Origin of the sequence: Nocardiopsis sp. NPDC006832 (assembly GCF_040635885.1) — a bacterium.
Classification (GTDB): Bacteria; Actinomycetota; Actinomycetes; order Streptosporangiales; family Streptosporangiaceae; genus Nocardiopsis.
Window position 1 is genome coordinate 16,546 of the sequence record NZ_JBEYLC010000036.1, and the last position, 15,559, is coordinate 32,104.

The window sequence follows — 15,559 nt, forward strand, 5'->3', positions numbered from 1 at the left end:
AAAGGCTCTCCTTCTACGCTGCGCCGCCACCGGCCCGTCCGGCTCGGCGTCCGCCGATCATCGCACGACGGCGTGGTGAGGTGGGCCCGCGACCATTCGTCCTAACACTGTTCGGTTACACCCTTGCGGGGAGGGCGAGGCACACCGTACCCTCAAATAACCGAACAGCGTTAGGTTATTGGGGAGCAGCCGTGATCGATTTCTCACTGAGCGAGGAGCAGCGCGCCATCCAGAGCTGGGTGCGGACCTTCGTCGAGCGGGAGCTGATGCCGCTGGAGAACGAGGTTCTGCGGCGCGAACGCGAGGGCCACCCTCCCGGGCTGACCGCCGAGGAGCGCGACCGGCTGCGCGCCCTGGCCCGCAAGTCCGACTTCTGGGGCGTGGCCACGCCGGAGGAGTACGGCGGCATGGGCCTGGACGCGGTCAGCGAGGCCCTCATCGAGATCGAACTCGGTAGGACCTTCCTGACCTTCAAGTTCGGCGGTGAGGCCGACAACATCCTCTACTACGCCAACGAGGAGCAGAAGCGGCGCTACCTGCTGCCCACCATCGCCGGTGAGCGCAAGTCCTGCTTCGCCATCACCGAGCCCGGCGCCGGTTCCGACGCCAAGGCCATCCGCGCCAAGGCCGTCCGTGACGGCGACGAGTGGATCATCAACGGCGAGAAGACCTTCATCACCGGTGGCAACGAGGCCGACTTCACCATGGTCTTCGCCGTCACCGACCCCGAGAAGGGCGCCAACGGTGGTGTGACGTGCTTCCTCGTCGACCGCGAGATGGGCTGGACCTCCGAGCCCATCGACACCATGGGCGAGCGCCGACCCGCCTCGCTCGTCTTCCAGGACGTGCGCGTCCCGCACGCCAACGTCCTCGGCGAGGAGGGACAGGGCTTCGCGCTGGCCATGAAGTGGATCGGCAAGGGCCGCTACCTGCTGCCGGCCCGTGCCCTGGGCGGCTGCGAACGACTGCTCGACATGGCCATCGAGTACTCCAAGACCCGCGAGACCTTCGGCGCCCCGATCGCCGACCGGCAGGCCATCCAGTGGATGATCGCCGACTCCCAGACCGAGATCGAGGCGCTGCGGCTGCTGGTGCTGCACGCCGCCTGGCAGGTCTCCCAGGGGCGCGACTCACGACACGCTCAGTCCATCGCCAAGCTGTTCGGCGGGGTCAAGGCCAACGAGATCGTCGACCGTGTCATGCAGATCCACGGCGGCATGGGCTACACCCGCGAGCTGCCCATCGAACGCTTCTACCGGGACGTCCGGCTGCTGCGCATCTTCGAGGGCACCGACGAGATCCAGCGCCGCACCATCGCCCGCGACCTGCTCAAGGGCCACGTGAAGGTGGGCGCAACCCTGGGGTAGGACGAGCGGGAGGGGCAAGGGCCCGACGGGACGCCCAGGCGTGCCGCGGGCCCTTGCCGTGTCAGCCCCCGACGGGACGGAACCGGGTCAGTTGACGCCGACCAGGTCCACCACGAACACCAGGGTCTCCCCCGGCTTGATGACGCCGCCGGCGCCACGGTCGCCATAGGCCAGGTTCGGCGGGATGACCAGCTGACGACGGCCGCCCACGCGCATGCCCATGACGCCCTGCTCCCAGCCCGGGATGACCTGGCGCGCACCCAGACGGAAGTTGAGCGGCTCGCCCCGGTTCCAGCTGGCGTCGAACTCCTCGCCCGTGGAGTGGGCGACCCCGACGTACTGGACGCTGACGCTGCTGCCGTGGCCGGCCTGCTCGCCCTCGCCGATCTGGATGTCGGTGACCTCCAGGTCGGCGGGCGGCGGGCCCTCGATGAAGTCGATCTCCGGACGCTCAAGCGCCATAACGGGTCCCCTCTCGCTTCTGTGAAATGCGAGGCCCACGTTATCGGTGTTGTCGGTGCACTCGTCCCGGAATGGTTCAGTGCGACCCGACGGTCGTGGCGATCACGTGGCCCCGCCCCTCGACCTTGATGGGCCCGCTGTCGGCCTGCACGAACACCGACTCACCACGGCTCAGGGTGACGCCCTCGCCGACCTCGGCGACCAGTTCCACCTCGCCGTGCAGGACCAGGATCACGGTGGGTCCGGCCCCGGGCAGGTGCGCGGTGACGCGGCCGGGGCCGATCTCGTGCAGCGCGAACTCGGGGGCGGGCGGGCGGAACTCACGGCGCCCGTCGAGGAAGTCGGGCCGGGCGTAGGGGATGGGCAGGACGGAGAAGTCCACCACGTCGAGCAACTCGGGGGCGTCGACGTGTTTGCCGGTCAACCCGGCGCGGAGCACGTTGTCGGAGCTGGCCATCACCTCCACCGCGGTGCCCTGCAGGTAGGCGTGCAGGTTGCCCGCGGGCAGGAAGAGGGCCTGGCCCGGCCACAGGGTGAGCCGGTTCAGCAGCAGCGCGGCGATCGCCCCGGGATCGCCCGGATAGCGGGCGGCCAGGTCGGCGACGATCTCGGCGTGCGCGCAGACGCGGTCGCGTTCGACCCACTCGGCGACGAACTCGTCGATCATCCGACCGCGGTCGGCGCCCGGGAGGCTGAGCAGGCGGGTCAGGGCGGCGCGCAGCGCGGCGTGGGTGTCGGGGTGCGACAGGTCCTCGCGCAGCCGCACGGACAGGTCGGAGTCGAGACCGACCAGGTCGGCGTGGGTCGCGGCGGGTTCTCGGAAACCGCACAGGGCGTCGAACGGTTCCAGTGCGAGCAGCAGTTCGGGTTTGTGGTGGGGGTCCCGGTAGTTGCGGTGCGCGGCGTCGACCGGGATCCCGGCGCTCTCCTCGGCCTCGTATCCGGAGCGGGCGCGGGCGGCGTCGGGATGGACCTGTAGGGACAGGGGCGCCTCGGCCGCCAGGTACTTGAGGAGGTAGGGCAGACGGGCGCCGAAGCGTTCGGTGGTGGCCGGACCGAGCACGCGCTCGGGGTCCTGGGTGATCAGCTCGGGCAGGGGCCTGGAGCCGTCCCGGCAGTGCGCGGTGCTGGGCGCGCCGTGGTGGGCTCCCAGCCACAGCTCCGCCTGGGGCGTGCCGTCGGGTTCGACACCCAACAGCCGTGGGATGGCGGCCCGCGCTCCCCAGGCGTACGGTCGTACCTGGTTGGTGAGCCTGTGCATCCGCTCCCCACTTTCCCGTCTACGTGTTCTCACCCCGTGGACACCCCGGCGAGGTGGGAACAGTCTCGCGAAGGGCGGCCCCCGGGTCGACCCGGCACACCCCACTCATCGAGGTAGTGCACACTTCACCTCACCAGGTAAGCAGGCCCGTGACCGGCACGAAACCCGACTACGGCAACGAAGTTACTGGGAAGTAAACCACGTTCCCGGACGCGTGAACAGCACCACATTGTCACCTTCCGGACCCGTACAGGGGACCACGAAAACGGCCGGCGCGAGGGGAACCGGGGCCGGCATCATGCCCTCGACGCGTCCTGTTCACCGGCGGGGCACGTCGCACACGCCCCCACGAGCACGGGAGTGAGCCCATGCGGCTACGCCGAGGCGGCACCGAGGACGTTCCGACGCTGACGCGGTTGTTCGACGAGGCGGTGGCCTGGTTGACCGAACGCGGGTCCGGCGCCCAGTGGGGCACCGAACCCTGGTCGAGCGACCCCGACAAGGTGGCGAAGGTGAAGGAGATCGCCGCCGAGGAACTGTGGTTGGCGGAGGTGGACGGGACGACCGTCGGGGCACTGGCCGTCAGTGACACCCCCATCTCCTACACCCCGCCCGTGGCCGAACCCGAGCTGTACGTGCACCTGCTTCTGGTCTCCCGCGGACACCGGGGGCTCAACGTGGGCGGACGCCTGTTGGACCACGCCCGGAGGCGGGCGCGCGAGCGGGGGACGTCCCTGGTGCGGGTGGACTGCTGGGCCGGTGGGGACGGCGCCCTGGTCCGCTACTACGAGGACCAGGGCTTCACGCGGAGCCTGCGCGTGCCGGTGCGCGGCACCGAGGTCCAGGTCTTCGAGGACCGGGTGTAGGGGCCGCCGGGCTAGCGGTGACGCCGGACCCGGTCCGACTCCTCGACCAGGCGGTCGATCATCTTCTGGGTGAGTTCGGGGTCGGGTCGGCCCAGCCCGGCGATCGCCGCCATGTACAGGCCGTCCCCGGCCCGCAGGATGATCTCGGCGAGAACGGGGTCGGTGAGCTCCTCGTGCAGAAGGTCACGCCAGTGCGCGAACAGGTACTGCACGTGCCGGACCGCCTCCTCCTCCAACTCCTCGTGGCTGCGCAGGGCGGCGATGAGCGCCCAGTACAGTTCCCGTTCCTCGGGGCTCTGCGGGAGCGACGTGCGCAGGAAGACCCGGACCACGCCCTCCCCGCCCTCCCGGGCCTCCTTGAACTCGGCCTCGGCGAGCTCGACCAGCCGCTGGACCAGCCCGTTCATCAGGGCGGCCTTGGAGGGGAAGTGGTACAGCAGTCCCCCCTTGGACACCTGGGCGTCGCGCGCCACGGCCTCCAGGGTCACCGCGGAGTAACCGACGCCGACGAGGATGTCCTGGAGCGAGTCGAGGATGCGGTCACGTGTGTTCGAAGTACTCACGATTGACACTGTACCGGCTGGACGGTACTGTACCGGCTGGACGGTTGAAGAGTCCCGGTCCTGCGTCCCGCGGCCCGACCGGTCGACCAGACTTCCCGCCCAGCCCGGACACGACGACACCTCGCGTCCCGGGCCACCTCCGCGCCCTCACACGAGTCGCGCGAGACCCTGCGATCCGATAACGAGGGAAAGATGAGTTCCGCCAAGGCCGGAAACGGCCCTGTCCGCGCACACGGGGGCGACGGGGCCCCGCCCGCGCTCGCGGGTCCGCGCGAGTGGGCCGCACTCGCGGTCCTGGTCCTGCCCGTGGTCCTGATCTCGGTCGACATGACCGTGTTGGGGTTCGCCGTACCCGCGCTGAGCGAGGCGCTTCGCCCCACCTCCGGTCAACTGCTGTGGATCGTCGACATCTACGGCTTCATCCTGGCCGGCCTGCTGATCACCATGGGTTCGCTCGGTGACCGGATCGGGCGACGACGCCTGCTGATGACGGGATCGGCCGCCTTCGGCGTGGCCTCCCTGCTCGCGGCCTTCGCGCCCAACGCCGAGACCCTGATCGTCGCCCGCGCCCTGCTGGGCGTCGCGGGCGCCTCACTGATGCCCTCGACCCTGTCGTTGCTGCGCAACATCTTCCTGGACCCACGCCAGCGCCTGCTCGCCATCGCGATCTGGGCGTCCGGGTTCTCCGGTGGCGCCGCCCTCGGCCCGATCCTGGGCGGCTGGTTGCTGGAACACTTCTTCTGGGGCTCGGTGTTCCTGATCAACCTGCCGGTGATGGCGCTCATCCTGATCCTGGTGCCGTTGCTGGTGCGCGAGTCGCGCAACACCGACTCCGGCCGGATCGACCTGGTCAGCGTGGTGCTGTCGCTCGGCGCCATGCTGCCCGTCGTGTACGGGATCAAGAAGCTGGCCTCCGAGGGCCTGACGGTGGCGCCGGTCGTCTCCCTCGTGCTCGGCCTGGCCCTGGGCTACCTGTTCGTCCGACGCCAGCGCAAGCTCGCGGACCCGCTCATCGACGTCGACCTGTTCCGCTCACGGGTGTTCAGCGTCGCCGTGGTCACCAACCTGATGATCGTGTTCTCGATGGTGGGGTCGCTGTTCTTCCTCACCCAGTACCTGCAACTGGTCCTCGGTGTCTCGCCCATGCGCGCCGGCATCGTGCTGGTGCCCGGTCTGGTGATCTCCGTCGTCGCCGGCCTGGTCGCCGCCCGGGTGGCCCGCCACCTGAGCCTGTCCACCGTGCTCGGGGTGTCCCTGACCGTCACCGCGAGCGGGTTCGCCGCCCTGCTGTTCACGCCCGCCGACGACGTCACTCGTGGTGTGGTCCTGGTCGCCACGGCGTTCGCGCTGATCGCCCTGGGCACCGGTTTCGCCGAGACCCTGACCAACGGCGCCATCATGTCCGCGGCCCCGCCCAAGCGGGCAGGCGCCGCCTCGGCGATCTCCGAGACCGCCTACGAGATGGGCGGAGCGCTCGGTGTGGCCGTGCTGGGCAGTGTGCTGACCGCGTTCTACCGGACCAACCTGACCGAACTGGACGGGGTTCCGACCGCGGCCACCGAGGCGGCACGGGAGACGTTGGGCGGCGCGGCCACCGCCGCGGACCAGGTGGGCGGTGGCGCGGGCGCGGCCCTGATGGACGGCGCGCGGGCCGCGTTCACCGACGGCATGCACCTGACCTCGACGATCGCCGTGGTGATCGTGCTGGTCGCGGCCGTTCAAGCCTGGTTCCTGCTGCGAGGGCGGGGCAACCCGGCCGTGGAGACCCCGGTCCCGGCCTCGACCCAGGTGTCCGAATCCGAAGAGGGCGCACGAGCCCGGGTTCGGTGAGGTAGGGGCGGCCCCGGGGAGCGTGTTCTCCCCGGGGCCGCCCCCTGTGGTTCATGGCACATCCGATCGGTGACCGAGGTCCCCGACTCCACGCCGAGGGACGGAACCGGCGGGGGCCTACGTCCCCGGCAACCGGAGTAGTTCCACATCCGTCCCCGGGCCTTCCGGTGGGACCACCGCGTAGGCCCGGGCCAGCGCGGCCCCTCGCAGACTCCCCGGTCGGTCGTGACCCACCGGTTCGGCGCGACCGTCCACCACGCGCACCGCCACCAGCCGGGTCCGCCCCCCGTTCCGTCCTCGGACCTCACCGACCAACGGCGCTCGACCCAACCCCAGGGTCGCCTCGTCCCGGCGGACCATCCCGGCCAGCAGTGGGACCAGCAGTGTGAGGGAGGCGACCAGCGCGGCGTTCGGATTGCCGGGCAGACCCACGAAGACGGTCTCCTCGGTGTGCGCCAACAACTGCGGGTGTCCCGGTCTACAGGCCACCCCGTCCACCACCACGTTCGCTCCGAGTCCGTTCAGGACGGCGCGCAGATGGTCGGCCGGGCCCTTGGAGGAGGATCCGCACACCACCACCACGTCGGCCCCGCCCCCGATCAACGCCTCGCGCAGGTCGTCATGGCCGTCACCCAGGTGGCGCGTACGCAGCAGTCGGCCGCCCGCCCAGGACACCACCCCGGGCATCAGCGGGCCGATGGCGTCACGTACCGCTCCCTCCCCCGGTAGTCCGTCGGCGGTGATCTCGTCCCCGGTGACCAGTACCTCCACGGTGGGCAGCCGCACCGGCAGCGTGTCGTGCCCCAGCGAGGCGGCCAGTCCCAGCGCCGCCGGGGTGACCTCGGTGCCCGCCTCCAGCACGGTCTCGCCGGGGGCGGTCTCCTCACCGCTCCAGCGCACGTGCCGGCCGGGCGGCGCTTCCCCGCTCACCCACCCGTCCACGACCTCGGCGTGTTCGTAGGGCAACACCGACTCGGTGCCCTTGGGAACCCGCGCGCCCGTGGCGATCTCCACCGCCTCTCCGGCGGTCAACGACAGTCCGGCCACCGGGGTACCCGCCAGTTGGGTTCCGGTCGGTTTCCATGGGGGTGGGCCGGCCACCGCGTACCCGTCCATCGCCGAGGCGTCGAAGGCGGGCAGTCCCACCAACGCCTTCAGGTCTTCGGCCAACCGGCCGCCCAGGGCCCCCTCCAGCGGAAGGTCCACCACGGGACAACCCCGCCGCTCCCCCAGTCCCCGGGCCAGCTCCCGAGCCCTTGACCAGGTCGTCTCCCCCTGGTGTCTCCCGCACTCCTCCGCCACGGTCAGATCCTCCTTCTCCGGCAAGGTGCGCCCCGTCCCTACCGGGCCCTGTGTCGCGGACGCTACCGGGTGCCCTCGGCACGTCGACCACCGCCGCACCCAACCCCGCCCAACATCGATTTTGCCGTCCGTCGAATCTCCGCTAAAGTCTTAACCAGCGGCAAGGCACGGCCCCGGCAAAAACCGGTGGTCAGGCCCGAAAGCACGCGGACGTGGCTCAGCTGGTAGAGCATCACCTTGCCAAGGTGAGGGTCGCGGGTTCGAATCCCGTCGTCCGCTCGGAGGAGACGCTGGTGCGGTTCACCCCGCCCACGTGTACTCGGTGGAGTGGCCGAGAGGCGAGGCAGCGGCCTGCAAAGCCGTCTACACGGGTTCGAATCCCGTCTCCACCTCCCAGTTCCACCCAGGGCGATTAGCTCAGTTGGTTAGAGCACTACCTCGACACGGTAGGGGTCACAGGTTCGAGTCCTGTATCGCCCACAAGTAGCACCGCGGGTCAGAGAGTTATCTGACTGTGGCGGCGAAGAAGATCATCATCGAAGCGGGTTCCTCCGGGAGCCCGCTTTCGCTGTTTACACGGAAGTGCTCTTCGAGTTCGGTTTCCTGCCCTCGAAGGCACATCAACACCTCCCCCAAATGCGGGAGCGCGAGGCCGGTGTGAACGACACTGGTTCGCATGACGGAGGAACGCTCCACTCGTCCACCGGCTCCGAGTGATCTCCTACCCGATCTCACCACCGAACAACTGCGTGCGCTCCACCAGATCGGACGTCAGTGGGATCGCGTCGCCGGAGAGTCCGAGGAGTGGCGCCGCGCCCTTCCCGTGGACCCGAATGTGGGCAGCTACCCGGCACGCCACCAGGTCCGGCAGCCACGCTACGAACGCTTCGTCACCGTCTCCGAACTCGGCGCGGACCCAAGAACCACACTCGCCTCGGAAACTCCCGGCGAAGCCTCCACACCCGCGGGCCGCGCCGGTTACCGCCTACGCCGAGTACTCCTGGGGCCGGCCCTGAAGAGCACCGCGCTGGTCCGCGAACGCATGCGCAAACTCGTCGCCCTGCCCGTGCTGTCCTCCGACGCCCTCTCCTCCGTCGCCTACGGCCCCGAGGCCATGCTCACCATCCTCGTCATCGCCGGTGTGGCGGGCCTGTCCCTGTCCCTGCCGATCGCCCTCATGATCATGCTGATGATGCTGGTGGTGGGACTCTCCTACCGACAGACCATCCGCGCCTATCCCAACGGCGGCGGCTCCTACATCGTCGCCCGCCACAACCTCGGGCCGACACCCGGCCTCCTGGCGGCGGGCGGCCTCATCGTCGACTACGTCCTCACCGTCGCGGTGTCGATCGTCGCGGGCATCGCGGCGATCACCTCCGCGTTGCCCGCGCTGAGCGGAGCCACCGTTCCGCTCGGCCTGGGAGTCATGGCCCTGCTCCTGGCCGGGAACCTGCGCGGGGTGCGCCAGGCGGGAATCCTCTTCGCCGTCCCCAGTTACGTCTTCGTGTTCTCGGTCGGCGCCGTGATCGTCGTCGGTCTCGTCGACGCGGCGCTCCGAGGTTTCCCCCCGGCGCCCACAACCCAGGTCAACGCCACCACGGGCGTCACGCTGTTCCTCATCCTGAGGGCCTTCACGTCAGGGGCCACCGCCCTGACCGGAATCGAAGCCATCACCAACGCCGTCCCGGCGTTCGAACCCGTCGAATGGCGCAACGCTCGCACCGCTCTGACCTGGGTGGTTCTCACATTGTTGGCGCTGTTCGGTGGTCTGATGGCCCTCATCCTGGTCACCGGTACGGTTCCGGCACCGGGGCAGACCGTGCTCTCACAGCTGGCCCGGCACTCCTTCGGGACCGGAGCCATGTACGTGCTCGTCCAGGCGAGTACGGCGGCCATCCTCCTGCTGGCCGCCAACACCGCCTACAACGACTTCCCACGGGTCCTGTCCCTGCTGGCACGGGACCACTACGCTCCACGCGGCTTCATGCGCATGGGTGACCGACTGGCCTACAGCAACGGCATCCTCCTGCTCTCGGTCGCGGCCGCCCTGATCTTCGTCTCCTTCGGCGGCGACACGACCTCCCTGATCCCGCTGTACGCGGTCGGTGTGTTCTTGGCGTTCACGCTCTCGCAGGCGGGCATGGTGGTGCACTGGTGGCGCTCACGCGCACGGCACTGGCGCAAGAGCCTCGCCTTCAACGCCGCGGGGGCCGTGATGTGCGCGGCGGTGTTCGTCACCGCCGCGATCGTCAAGTTCAGTGCGGGAGCGTGGGTGGCGCTCCTGGCCGTGGCCGTGTTCGTCACCGTGGCCGTGCGCGTGCGGGTCCACTACGACACCGTCGGGCGTGCGCTTCGCCTGCGCCCCCACGCGGCCTCCGCTCCGGGCGGCCCGATCAGTGTGGTCCGTCGTCCACCCGATGAGGGAGCCCACACGATGGCGGGTTCGAGCCGGGCGGGGAGGACAAGCGACCGGGAAGCCGAGGAGACCCCCGAGGAGATCCACCACCTGTCGGTCGTGCCCGTCGAGACGCTGGATCTGGCCAACATCCGCGCCCTGGCCTACGCGGCGTCACTCCGACAACCGGTCCTCGCCGTCCACCTCAGCCCTTCCGAGGAAGAAGCGGAGAGGATGCGCGGGTACTGGCTGCAGTGGGGAGACCATCTGCCCCTGGAAGTGGTGGTCTGCCCCTACCGGACGATCATCGCGCCGTTGGTGAACTACGTCGAGGCGCTGCACGAACAACGGTCGGACCTGACGATCACGGTGATCCTGGCCGAGGTGGTGCCCCTGCGCTGGTGGCACCGGCTACTCCACGACCGGATGGCCTTTCGGCTCAGGCACGCCCTGCGTGAACGTCCCAAGATCGTCGTCACCACCGTGCCCTTCCACGTCTGAGCCATCGTCGTGGCGACCCATGGAATCGTCGGAGCGGCGGCCGACCACCGGGAGATTCGAGTCCTGTATCGCCCACATGTAACACCGAAGGCCAGAACCCACGGTTCTGGCCTTCGGTGTTTCCCGGGCTTCCTTTGGGAGGTGCCTCAGGCCTCGTACTCGGTGATCGACTCGGCGATCCCGTCGACCATCTCGACCGAGGCCAGGATGACGGTCCCGTTCGCGAGAGTGGCGTCGAACTCGTCGAAGTCGCACCTCACCTCGCCGGTGTCGGGGTCCTGAACACCTTCGGCGCAGGCGTAGATCCCAGCGATGATCGTGGTGTCCTCGGCCACATAGAACGCCGTGCCGTCGACGCGGTATTCGCCCGGGGCGATGTACTCCAGCTCTCCCGTGGCGGTCCCGGTGAACCCACCGGATTCCTCCGGGGCCTCGGGTTCGACGGAGTCGTAGTGGCTGTCGTTGTCGTACTCGGTGACCGACTCGGCGTTGCCCTCCTCGTTCACCTCGACCTCGGCGAAGACGGCCGTGTCCCCCTGGACGGTGGTTTCGAGCGTCTCCAGGTCGCACTCCACGATTCCGAAGCCGATCTCGTCGACACCGTCTTCGGCGGGGCAGACGTGATGGCCGCCCAGGATCCGTGTGTCCTCGGCGATGTAGAAGGCCTGTCCGTCGATGATGAACTCGCCCGGGGCCAGGAACTCCAGCTCGCCCGCCAGAGTCTCCACCCCTTCGTCGACCTGGGAGTTCTCGCCCGTATGCGCGGGGTCGACCGATGACACCGCGTCGACCATTCCCTGGGCCGAGCAGGCCGCGGAACCGACGACCACCAGACCAGAGGTCGCGAGGGCCAGGACGCTGGAACGGACATCGAGCTTCATGATGTTCCTTTCTTCCCAAGGAAGGACGTGGAAAATTGCGGACAGGTGGCTGTGATCAAGCCTGTGAAAGTGATTTCGGGGATGCGGAAATCGCGCTATGAGTGGAAATCGGTATTCGGGAAACCCCGTTCTTGTCAGTGGCCCTCATCGAGAGGTGGTGTGACCTCTGGATTACGCCCCATCGGCTTCGGGAGCCGGTGCACCGGACGGGTTCGACCGTCGAGGCGACCCGGTCCGGCTCGACGACCGGTCGTCCGCGCCCGACGGGTTGGTCGCTCCTGCCGTCGCCCTACATGTGTCTGTGTCGGTTTCGGTGTCAGGATCTGTGTCAGTGTGGCTGCTTTCTGTGTGTTCCGATGGTGGTCGGGACACTTGAGTTCTGTCGGGGGAGGATATTTTTCGGAGATCCGACCGAGACGCAGGCCTCCTGGGGAAAACTTCCTGGTCAGGCCGTCATAGCGTTCTCACGGGCTGTATCCGACCGCATGATGTACATCGACTCGCGATGGACCTTCGGTTCACGGTCGAGCGCGTCGATGTTCGCGGAAACCCTTGTGCACAGGGGTTTTTGTTGCGCAGAGGGTCTGCGCGCGAGGAGAATGACCGATGATCCCCCGAATCGTCCCCCGCGCAGGAAGGCGCCGATGAACACCCCGCGTATCCCCCTGGACACGACCGTTCCCCACTCCGCACGGGTGATGAACTTCTGGTTGGGGGGCAAGGACCACTATCCGGTCGATCGCGCTCTGGGAGAACAGGTCGAATCGGCCTTCCCCGAGATCGTCGAGGTGATGCGCGCCGATCGCCGGTTCCTCCTCCGCTCGGTCACCCATCTGGCCCGGGAAGAGGGCGTCCGCCAGTTCCTGGACATCGGGACCGGTCTTCCCACCGCGAACAACACCCACGAGGTCGCCCAAGCGGTCGCCCCCGAGTCCAAGATCGTCTACGTCGACAACGATCCCCTGGTCCTCACGCACGCCCGGGCCCTGCTGACCAGCACCGAGGAGGGCACCACCGACTACATCGACGCCGACCTGCTCGACCCGCGGGCACTACTGGCCCAGGCCCGCGAGCACCTGGACTTCACCCGACCGATCGGGTTGGTCATCATGGGCACGCTCGGCCACTTCCCCGCCGACGAGCGAACCTACGCCGTGGCGCGCGCCTACGTGGACGCCCTGCCCTCGGGGAGCTTCCTGGCCCTGTGCGACAGCACCGACACCAGCCCGCAGATCGTGGAGGCGGCCAAGGCCTGGAACGAGAACGCGGCCCAACCCATCCACTTGCGCACCCCGGAGCAGATCGGCGCCTTCTTCGAGGGGTTGGAGCTGTTGGATCCCGGCGTGGTCTCCGTCCCGTTCTGGCGGCCAGAGGAGAGCCGGGTGGGCTCTGTCCGAGAGGTCGCCCAGTACGGCGGTGTCGCCCGCAAGTCCTGAGCCCGTATGGACGTCTCCGTTTCCCGGGCACGCCGGTGCCCCCGCATTGTCCGTGCGGGTGTTTCAATGAAATGACCAGGGAGGGAGTCGAGATGTCTGAGCGGTTCAGCGTGGGCGACCACGTGACCTGGAACTCGGAGGCGGGGCACGTCTCGGGCACGGTGACGAAGGTGCACACGAAGGACTTCGACTACAAGGGCCACACCCGCCGGGCGTCGAAGGACGATCCGCAGTACGAGATCAAGAGCGACAAGACCGACCACGTCGCCGCCCACAAGGGCAGCGCCTTGCGGCCGGTCGATGAATGAGCCGTTCTTCACGATCGGGCACTCCAACCGGACGCTCGGCGAGTTCGTCGAGCTGCTCCGGGAGCCCCACGTCGAGCTGATCGTCGATGTTCGGCGGCTTCCGGGTTCCACCCGATATCCGTGGTTCGACCAGGACCCGCTCTCAGCCGCCCTCGGTGAGGTGGGGATCCGATATCGGCGCGCCGAGGGGTTGACCGGACGTCGTCCGGTGAGCAAGGACGTGCCCTTCGAGGTCAATGCCTGGTGGGAGAACCGCGGCTTCCACAACTACGCCGACCACGCGCTCTCGGACGAGTTCCGAAGTGCCCTCGCCGAGCTGCGGGAGTGGGGACGCACGCGACGCGCGGCCGTGATGTGTTCCGAGGCGGTGTGGTGGCGGTGCCACCGGAGGATCATCGCCGATCACCTCCTCGCCCACGCCGAGTACGTGCGGCACATCCTCGGCGTCGACCACATCGACGCGGCGCGGCCGAGTCCTGGTGCCGTCATCGATCCCCACCGCGACGTCACATATCCGGTCACCGGCTAGCGGCTCGCACGGTCAGGGGCCGGGACCGCGCGACGCGATCCCGGCCGCACCGGCTAGTAGTAGCGAGGGAAGCCCGACCAGTCGGGGCTGCGCTTCTCCAGGAACGCCGTCTTGCCCTCCACGGCCTCCTCGGTCATGTAGGCGAGCCGGGTCGCCTCTCCCGCGAACAGCTGCTGCCCGAGCATCCCGTCGTCGGGAAGGTTGAAGGCGTACTTGAGCATCCGGATCGCCTGCGGCGATTGGTCGGCGATGTCGGTGGCCATCCGCACCGCGGTGTCCTCCAGCTCGCCGTGATCGGCCACGGTGTTGACCGCGCCCATCTCCTGCATCTCGGTGGCAGAGTACGGCCGGGCCAGGAAGAAGATCTCCCGCGCCCGCTTCTGGCCGACCTGACGGGCCAGCAGCGCGGAACCGTACCCACCGTCGAACGATCCGACGGTGGCGTCCGTCTGTTTGAAGAACCCGTGCTGTCGTGAGGCGACGGTCAGGTCGCACACCACGTGGAGCGAATGTCCGCCGCCGGCCGCCCAGCCGTTGACCACGGCGATGACGACCTTGGGCATGGAGCGGATCAACCGCTGGACCTCCAGGATGTGCAACCGGCCTTGGTCGGCCTTGCGCTGTTCGCCACCGTCCTCACCGCCCTCGTACAGGTAGCCGTCCCGACCGCGCACCCTCTGGTCCCCGCCGGAGCAGAAGGCCCAACCGCCGTCCTTGGCGGACGGCCCGTTCCCGGTGAGCAGGACGGTACCGATCGCCGTCCAGGAGCGCGCGTGCTCCATCGCCGTGTAGAGCTCGTCGACCGTGTGCGGCCGGAAGGCGTTGCGCACCTCCGGACGGTCGAAGGCGATACGCACCGCACCGATGTCCTTGCCCGCGCCACTACGCGCGGGTCCGACATAGCGGTGGTAGGTGATGTCGGTGAAGTCGAAGCCCTCGACCTTCCTCCATTCAGACTCTCTGAACGGCTGCTCGCTCGCCGACGTTTCCATCCCTTTTCCTCTTTTCCGTGACGCCATTGGGGGCTCAACGCTGTCGCGTGTCGATCAAGATCATCCCAGGTGGCGTCGAGCCCGCCGTCAGGTGCTCAGGCGGCGCAGGTGGGCGACCGTGGCGTCGGTGACGGGATGGTCCACTCCGAGTTCTTCCAGGTAGGCCCGGGCCGCTTCCATCTCGTGGACGCGGCGGCCGGCGTGCTGAAGTGTGCCATCGACGAGGCGGTCGACCAGGGCCGCACCGTTCTCACCGAACTCGGCGGCGATCTGGTCACGGAGGTCGCCGTCCGCTCCGACCGCGCTCGCGGCGTCGAGCGACTCGATGATCAACGCCGCGAGGCCCTTCATGAACACGCTGCGCAGCATCTTGCGGGCGGCGGCGTCACCGGCCTCTTCGGAGATCGCGCGCACGGGAGTGCCCAGGGGCGAGAGCGCGGCGGCGAAGGCTCGGGCTCCGCTGCCGGCGGCGAGCAGCGGTGTCCGACTGCCCGCCCGTGGGACGGGGGCCATGACCGCGACGTCGGCGAAGGGAACACCGGCGCCGGAGGCCAGGGACCCGAGCGCCTTCTTCTCCCCCGGGGAGAGGGTGTTCAGGTCCGCGTAGACCGCTGAGGCGGGCATCAGGGCCAGTACCCGCGTCGCGACCTTCTCCGCGGCGTCGGGGCCCACGAGGCTGATGACGATCTCCGCCTCGGCGAGCGCCTCCGCCGGCTCGGGATACTGCACGATGGGCGAGTCGGGCAACGCGACGAACGGATCGTAGCCCTGGACCCGGGCCCCGGCCTCGGCGAGTCCTTCGCCGATGAGCCTGCCGGCCTCTCCCAGGCCGACCATTGTGATGACGGTCATCGCGTCCTCCTGTA

Annotated in this window: 14 protein-coding genes and 3 tRNA genes; 10 read left to right on the plus strand and 7 right to left on the minus strand. The window is 68.9% G+C overall.

Annotation, left to right across the window (positions count from 1 at the left end; translation table 11 throughout):
* The first annotated feature begins 191 nt into the window (after positions 1-191).
* The gene (locus ABZ717_RS17685) at positions 192-1,367 is read left to right on the plus strand and encodes an acyl-CoA dehydrogenase family protein (protein ID WP_358511425.1); all 1,176 of its coding nucleotides are present in this window, start codon (positions 192-194) and stop codon (positions 1,365-1,367) included.
* A gap of 87 nt (positions 1,368-1,454) precedes the next feature.
* Here the strand turns inward: ABZ717_RS17685 and ABZ717_RS17690 are convergent, their stop codons facing one another.
* Positions 1,455-1,829 carry an FKBP-type peptidyl-prolyl cis-trans isomerase gene (locus ABZ717_RS17690; protein WP_358511427.1) on the minus strand — a complete coding sequence of 125 codons (375 nt, stop codon included), beginning with the start codon at positions 1,827-1,829 and terminating at the stop codon, positions 1,455-1,457.
* Positions 1,830-1,905: 76 nt separating this feature from the next.
* Positions 1,906-3,090, minus strand: a complete 1,185-nt coding sequence (gene manA / locus ABZ717_RS17695) for a mannose-6-phosphate isomerase, class I (protein ID WP_358511430.1) — start codon at positions 3,088-3,090, stop codon at positions 1,906-1,908.
* Between the two features lie 368 nt (positions 3,091-3,458).
* On the opposite strand from manA, the gene ABZ717_RS17700 reads away from it, so the two are divergent.
* Positions 3,459-3,956 (plus strand): GNAT family N-acetyltransferase, encoded by a 498-nt coding sequence (locus ABZ717_RS17700; protein WP_358511433.1) that lies wholly within the window; start codon positions 3,459-3,461, stop codon positions 3,954-3,956.
* Positions 3,957-3,967: 11 nt separating this feature from the next.
* On the opposite strand, the gene ABZ717_RS17705 is transcribed toward ABZ717_RS17700, so the two are convergent.
* Positions 3,968-4,519 (minus strand): TetR/AcrR family transcriptional regulator, encoded by a 552-nt coding sequence (locus ABZ717_RS17705; protein ID WP_358511436.1) that lies wholly within the window; start codon positions 4,517-4,519, stop codon positions 3,968-3,970.
* A gap of 192 nt (positions 4,520-4,711) precedes the next feature.
* On the opposite strand from ABZ717_RS17705, the gene ABZ717_RS17710 reads away from it, so the two are divergent.
* The gene (locus tag ABZ717_RS17710; protein ID WP_358511438.1) at positions 4,712-6,349 is read left to right on the plus strand and encodes an MFS transporter; all 1,638 of its coding nucleotides are present in this window, start codon (positions 4,712-4,714) and stop codon (positions 6,347-6,349) included.
* A 117-nt stretch (positions 6,350-6,466) separates the two neighbouring features.
* Here the strand turns inward: ABZ717_RS17710 and ABZ717_RS17715 are convergent, their stop codons facing one another.
* On the minus strand, positions 6,467-7,675 hold the full coding sequence (locus tag ABZ717_RS17715; RefSeq protein WP_358511441.1) for a molybdopterin molybdotransferase MoeA: 1,209 nt from the start codon (positions 7,673-7,675) through the stop codon (positions 6,467-6,469).
* Between the two features lie 182 nt (positions 7,676-7,857).
* Between ABZ717_RS17715 and ABZ717_RS17720 the strand changes: the two genes are divergently transcribed.
* From ABZ717_RS17720 to ABZ717_RS17735, 4 genes are all read left to right on the plus strand, one after another.
* Positions 7,858-7,930, plus strand: a tRNA-Gly gene (locus ABZ717_RS17720).
* A 42-nt stretch (positions 7,931-7,972) separates the two neighbouring features.
* Positions 7,973-8,043 (plus strand) — tRNA-Cys (locus ABZ717_RS17725).
* A gap of 14 nt (positions 8,044-8,057) precedes the next feature.
* Positions 8,058-8,131, plus strand: a tRNA-Val gene (locus ABZ717_RS17730).
* A 196-nt stretch (positions 8,132-8,327) separates the two neighbouring features.
* The gene (locus ABZ717_RS17735; RefSeq protein WP_358511444.1) at positions 8,328-10,547 is read left to right on the plus strand and encodes an APC family permease; all 2,220 of its coding nucleotides are present in this window, start codon (positions 8,328-8,330) and stop codon (positions 10,545-10,547) included.
* Positions 10,548-10,693: 146 nt separating this feature from the next.
* Here the strand turns inward: ABZ717_RS17735 and ABZ717_RS17740 are convergent, their stop codons facing one another.
* Positions 10,694-11,428 (minus strand): hypothetical protein, encoded by a 735-nt coding sequence (locus tag ABZ717_RS17740; protein WP_358511447.1) that lies wholly within the window; start codon positions 11,426-11,428, stop codon positions 10,694-10,696.
* Positions 11,429-12,072: 644 nt separating this feature from the next.
* Between ABZ717_RS17740 and ABZ717_RS17745 the strand changes: the two genes are divergently transcribed.
* The 3 genes from ABZ717_RS17745 to ABZ717_RS17755 all read left to right on the plus strand — a co-directional run bounded on the left by ABZ717_RS17745 (position 12,073) and on the right by ABZ717_RS17755 (position 13,701).
* Positions 12,073-12,864, plus strand: coding sequence for an SAM-dependent methyltransferase (locus tag ABZ717_RS17745; protein WP_358511450.1), 792 nt, complete (start codon positions 12,073-12,075; stop codon positions 12,862-12,864).
* Between the two features lie 92 nt (positions 12,865-12,956).
* On the plus strand, positions 12,957-13,172 hold the full coding sequence (locus tag ABZ717_RS17750) for a DUF2945 domain-containing protein (protein WP_358511452.1): 216 nt from the start codon (positions 12,957-12,959) through the stop codon (positions 13,170-13,172).
* Positions 13,165-13,701, plus strand: coding sequence for a DUF488 domain-containing protein (locus tag ABZ717_RS17755; protein ID WP_358511455.1), 537 nt, complete (start codon positions 13,165-13,167; stop codon positions 13,699-13,701). The genes ABZ717_RS17750 and ABZ717_RS17755 overlap by 8 nt, the downstream gene beginning before the upstream one ends.
* A 53-nt stretch (positions 13,702-13,754) precedes the next feature.
* Here the strand turns inward: ABZ717_RS17755 and ABZ717_RS17760 are convergent, their stop codons facing one another.
* Positions 13,755-14,693 carry a 1,4-dihydroxy-2-naphthoyl-CoA synthase gene (locus ABZ717_RS17760; RefSeq protein ID WP_358511458.1) on the minus strand — a complete coding sequence of 313 codons (939 nt, stop codon included), beginning with the start codon at positions 14,691-14,693 and terminating at the stop codon, positions 13,755-13,757.
* Positions 14,694-14,780: 87 nt separating this feature from the next.
* Positions 14,781-15,545, minus strand: a complete 765-nt coding sequence (locus ABZ717_RS17765; protein ID WP_358511461.1) for a DUF1932 domain-containing protein — start codon at positions 15,543-15,545, stop codon at positions 14,781-14,783.
* Between the last annotated feature and the right edge of the window lie 14 nt (positions 15,546-15,559).

What these genes read in the sequence shown, in the direction of transcription:
- ABZ717_RS17760 (WP_358511458.1), bottom strand. Translation starts at nt 14,693, where the DNA reads ATGGAAACGTCGGCGAGCGAGCAGCCGTTCAGAGAGTCTGAATGGAGG.
- ABZ717_RS17700 (WP_358511433.1), top strand. Translation starts at nt 3,459, where the DNA reads ATGCGGCTACGCCGAGGCGGCACCGAGGACGTTCCGACGCTGACGCGG.
- ABZ717_RS17755 (WP_358511455.1), top strand. Translation starts at nt 13,165, where the DNA reads ATGAATGAGCCGTTCTTCACGATCGGGCACTCCAACCGGACGCTCGGC.
- ABZ717_RS17690 (WP_358511427.1), bottom strand. Translation starts at nt 1,829, where the DNA reads ATGGCGCTTGAGCGTCCGGAGATCGACTTCATCGAGGGCCCGCCGCCC.
- ABZ717_RS17745 (WP_358511450.1), top strand. Translation starts at nt 12,073, where the DNA reads ATGAACACCCCGCGTATCCCCCTGGACACGACCGTTCCCCACTCCGCA.
- manA (WP_358511430.1), bottom strand. Translation starts at nt 3,090, where the DNA reads ATGCACAGGCTCACCAACCAGGTACGACCGTACGCCTGGGGAGCGCGG.
- ABZ717_RS17735 (WP_358511444.1), top strand. Translation starts at nt 8,328, where the DNA reads ATGACGGAGGAACGCTCCACTCGTCCACCGGCTCCGAGTGATCTCCTA.
- ABZ717_RS17710 (WP_358511438.1), top strand. Translation starts at nt 4,712, where the DNA reads ATGAGTTCCGCCAAGGCCGGAAACGGCCCTGTCCGCGCACACGGGGGC.
- ABZ717_RS17765 (WP_358511461.1), bottom strand. Translation starts at nt 15,545, where the DNA reads ATGACCGTCATCACAATGGTCGGCCTGGGAGAGGCCGGCAGGCTCATC.
- ABZ717_RS17750 (WP_358511452.1), top strand. Translation starts at nt 12,957, where the DNA reads ATGTCTGAGCGGTTCAGCGTGGGCGACCACGTGACCTGGAACTCGGAG.
- ABZ717_RS17740 (WP_358511447.1), bottom strand. Translation starts at nt 11,428, where the DNA reads ATGAAGCTCGATGTCCGTTCCAGCGTCCTGGCCCTCGCGACCTCTGGT.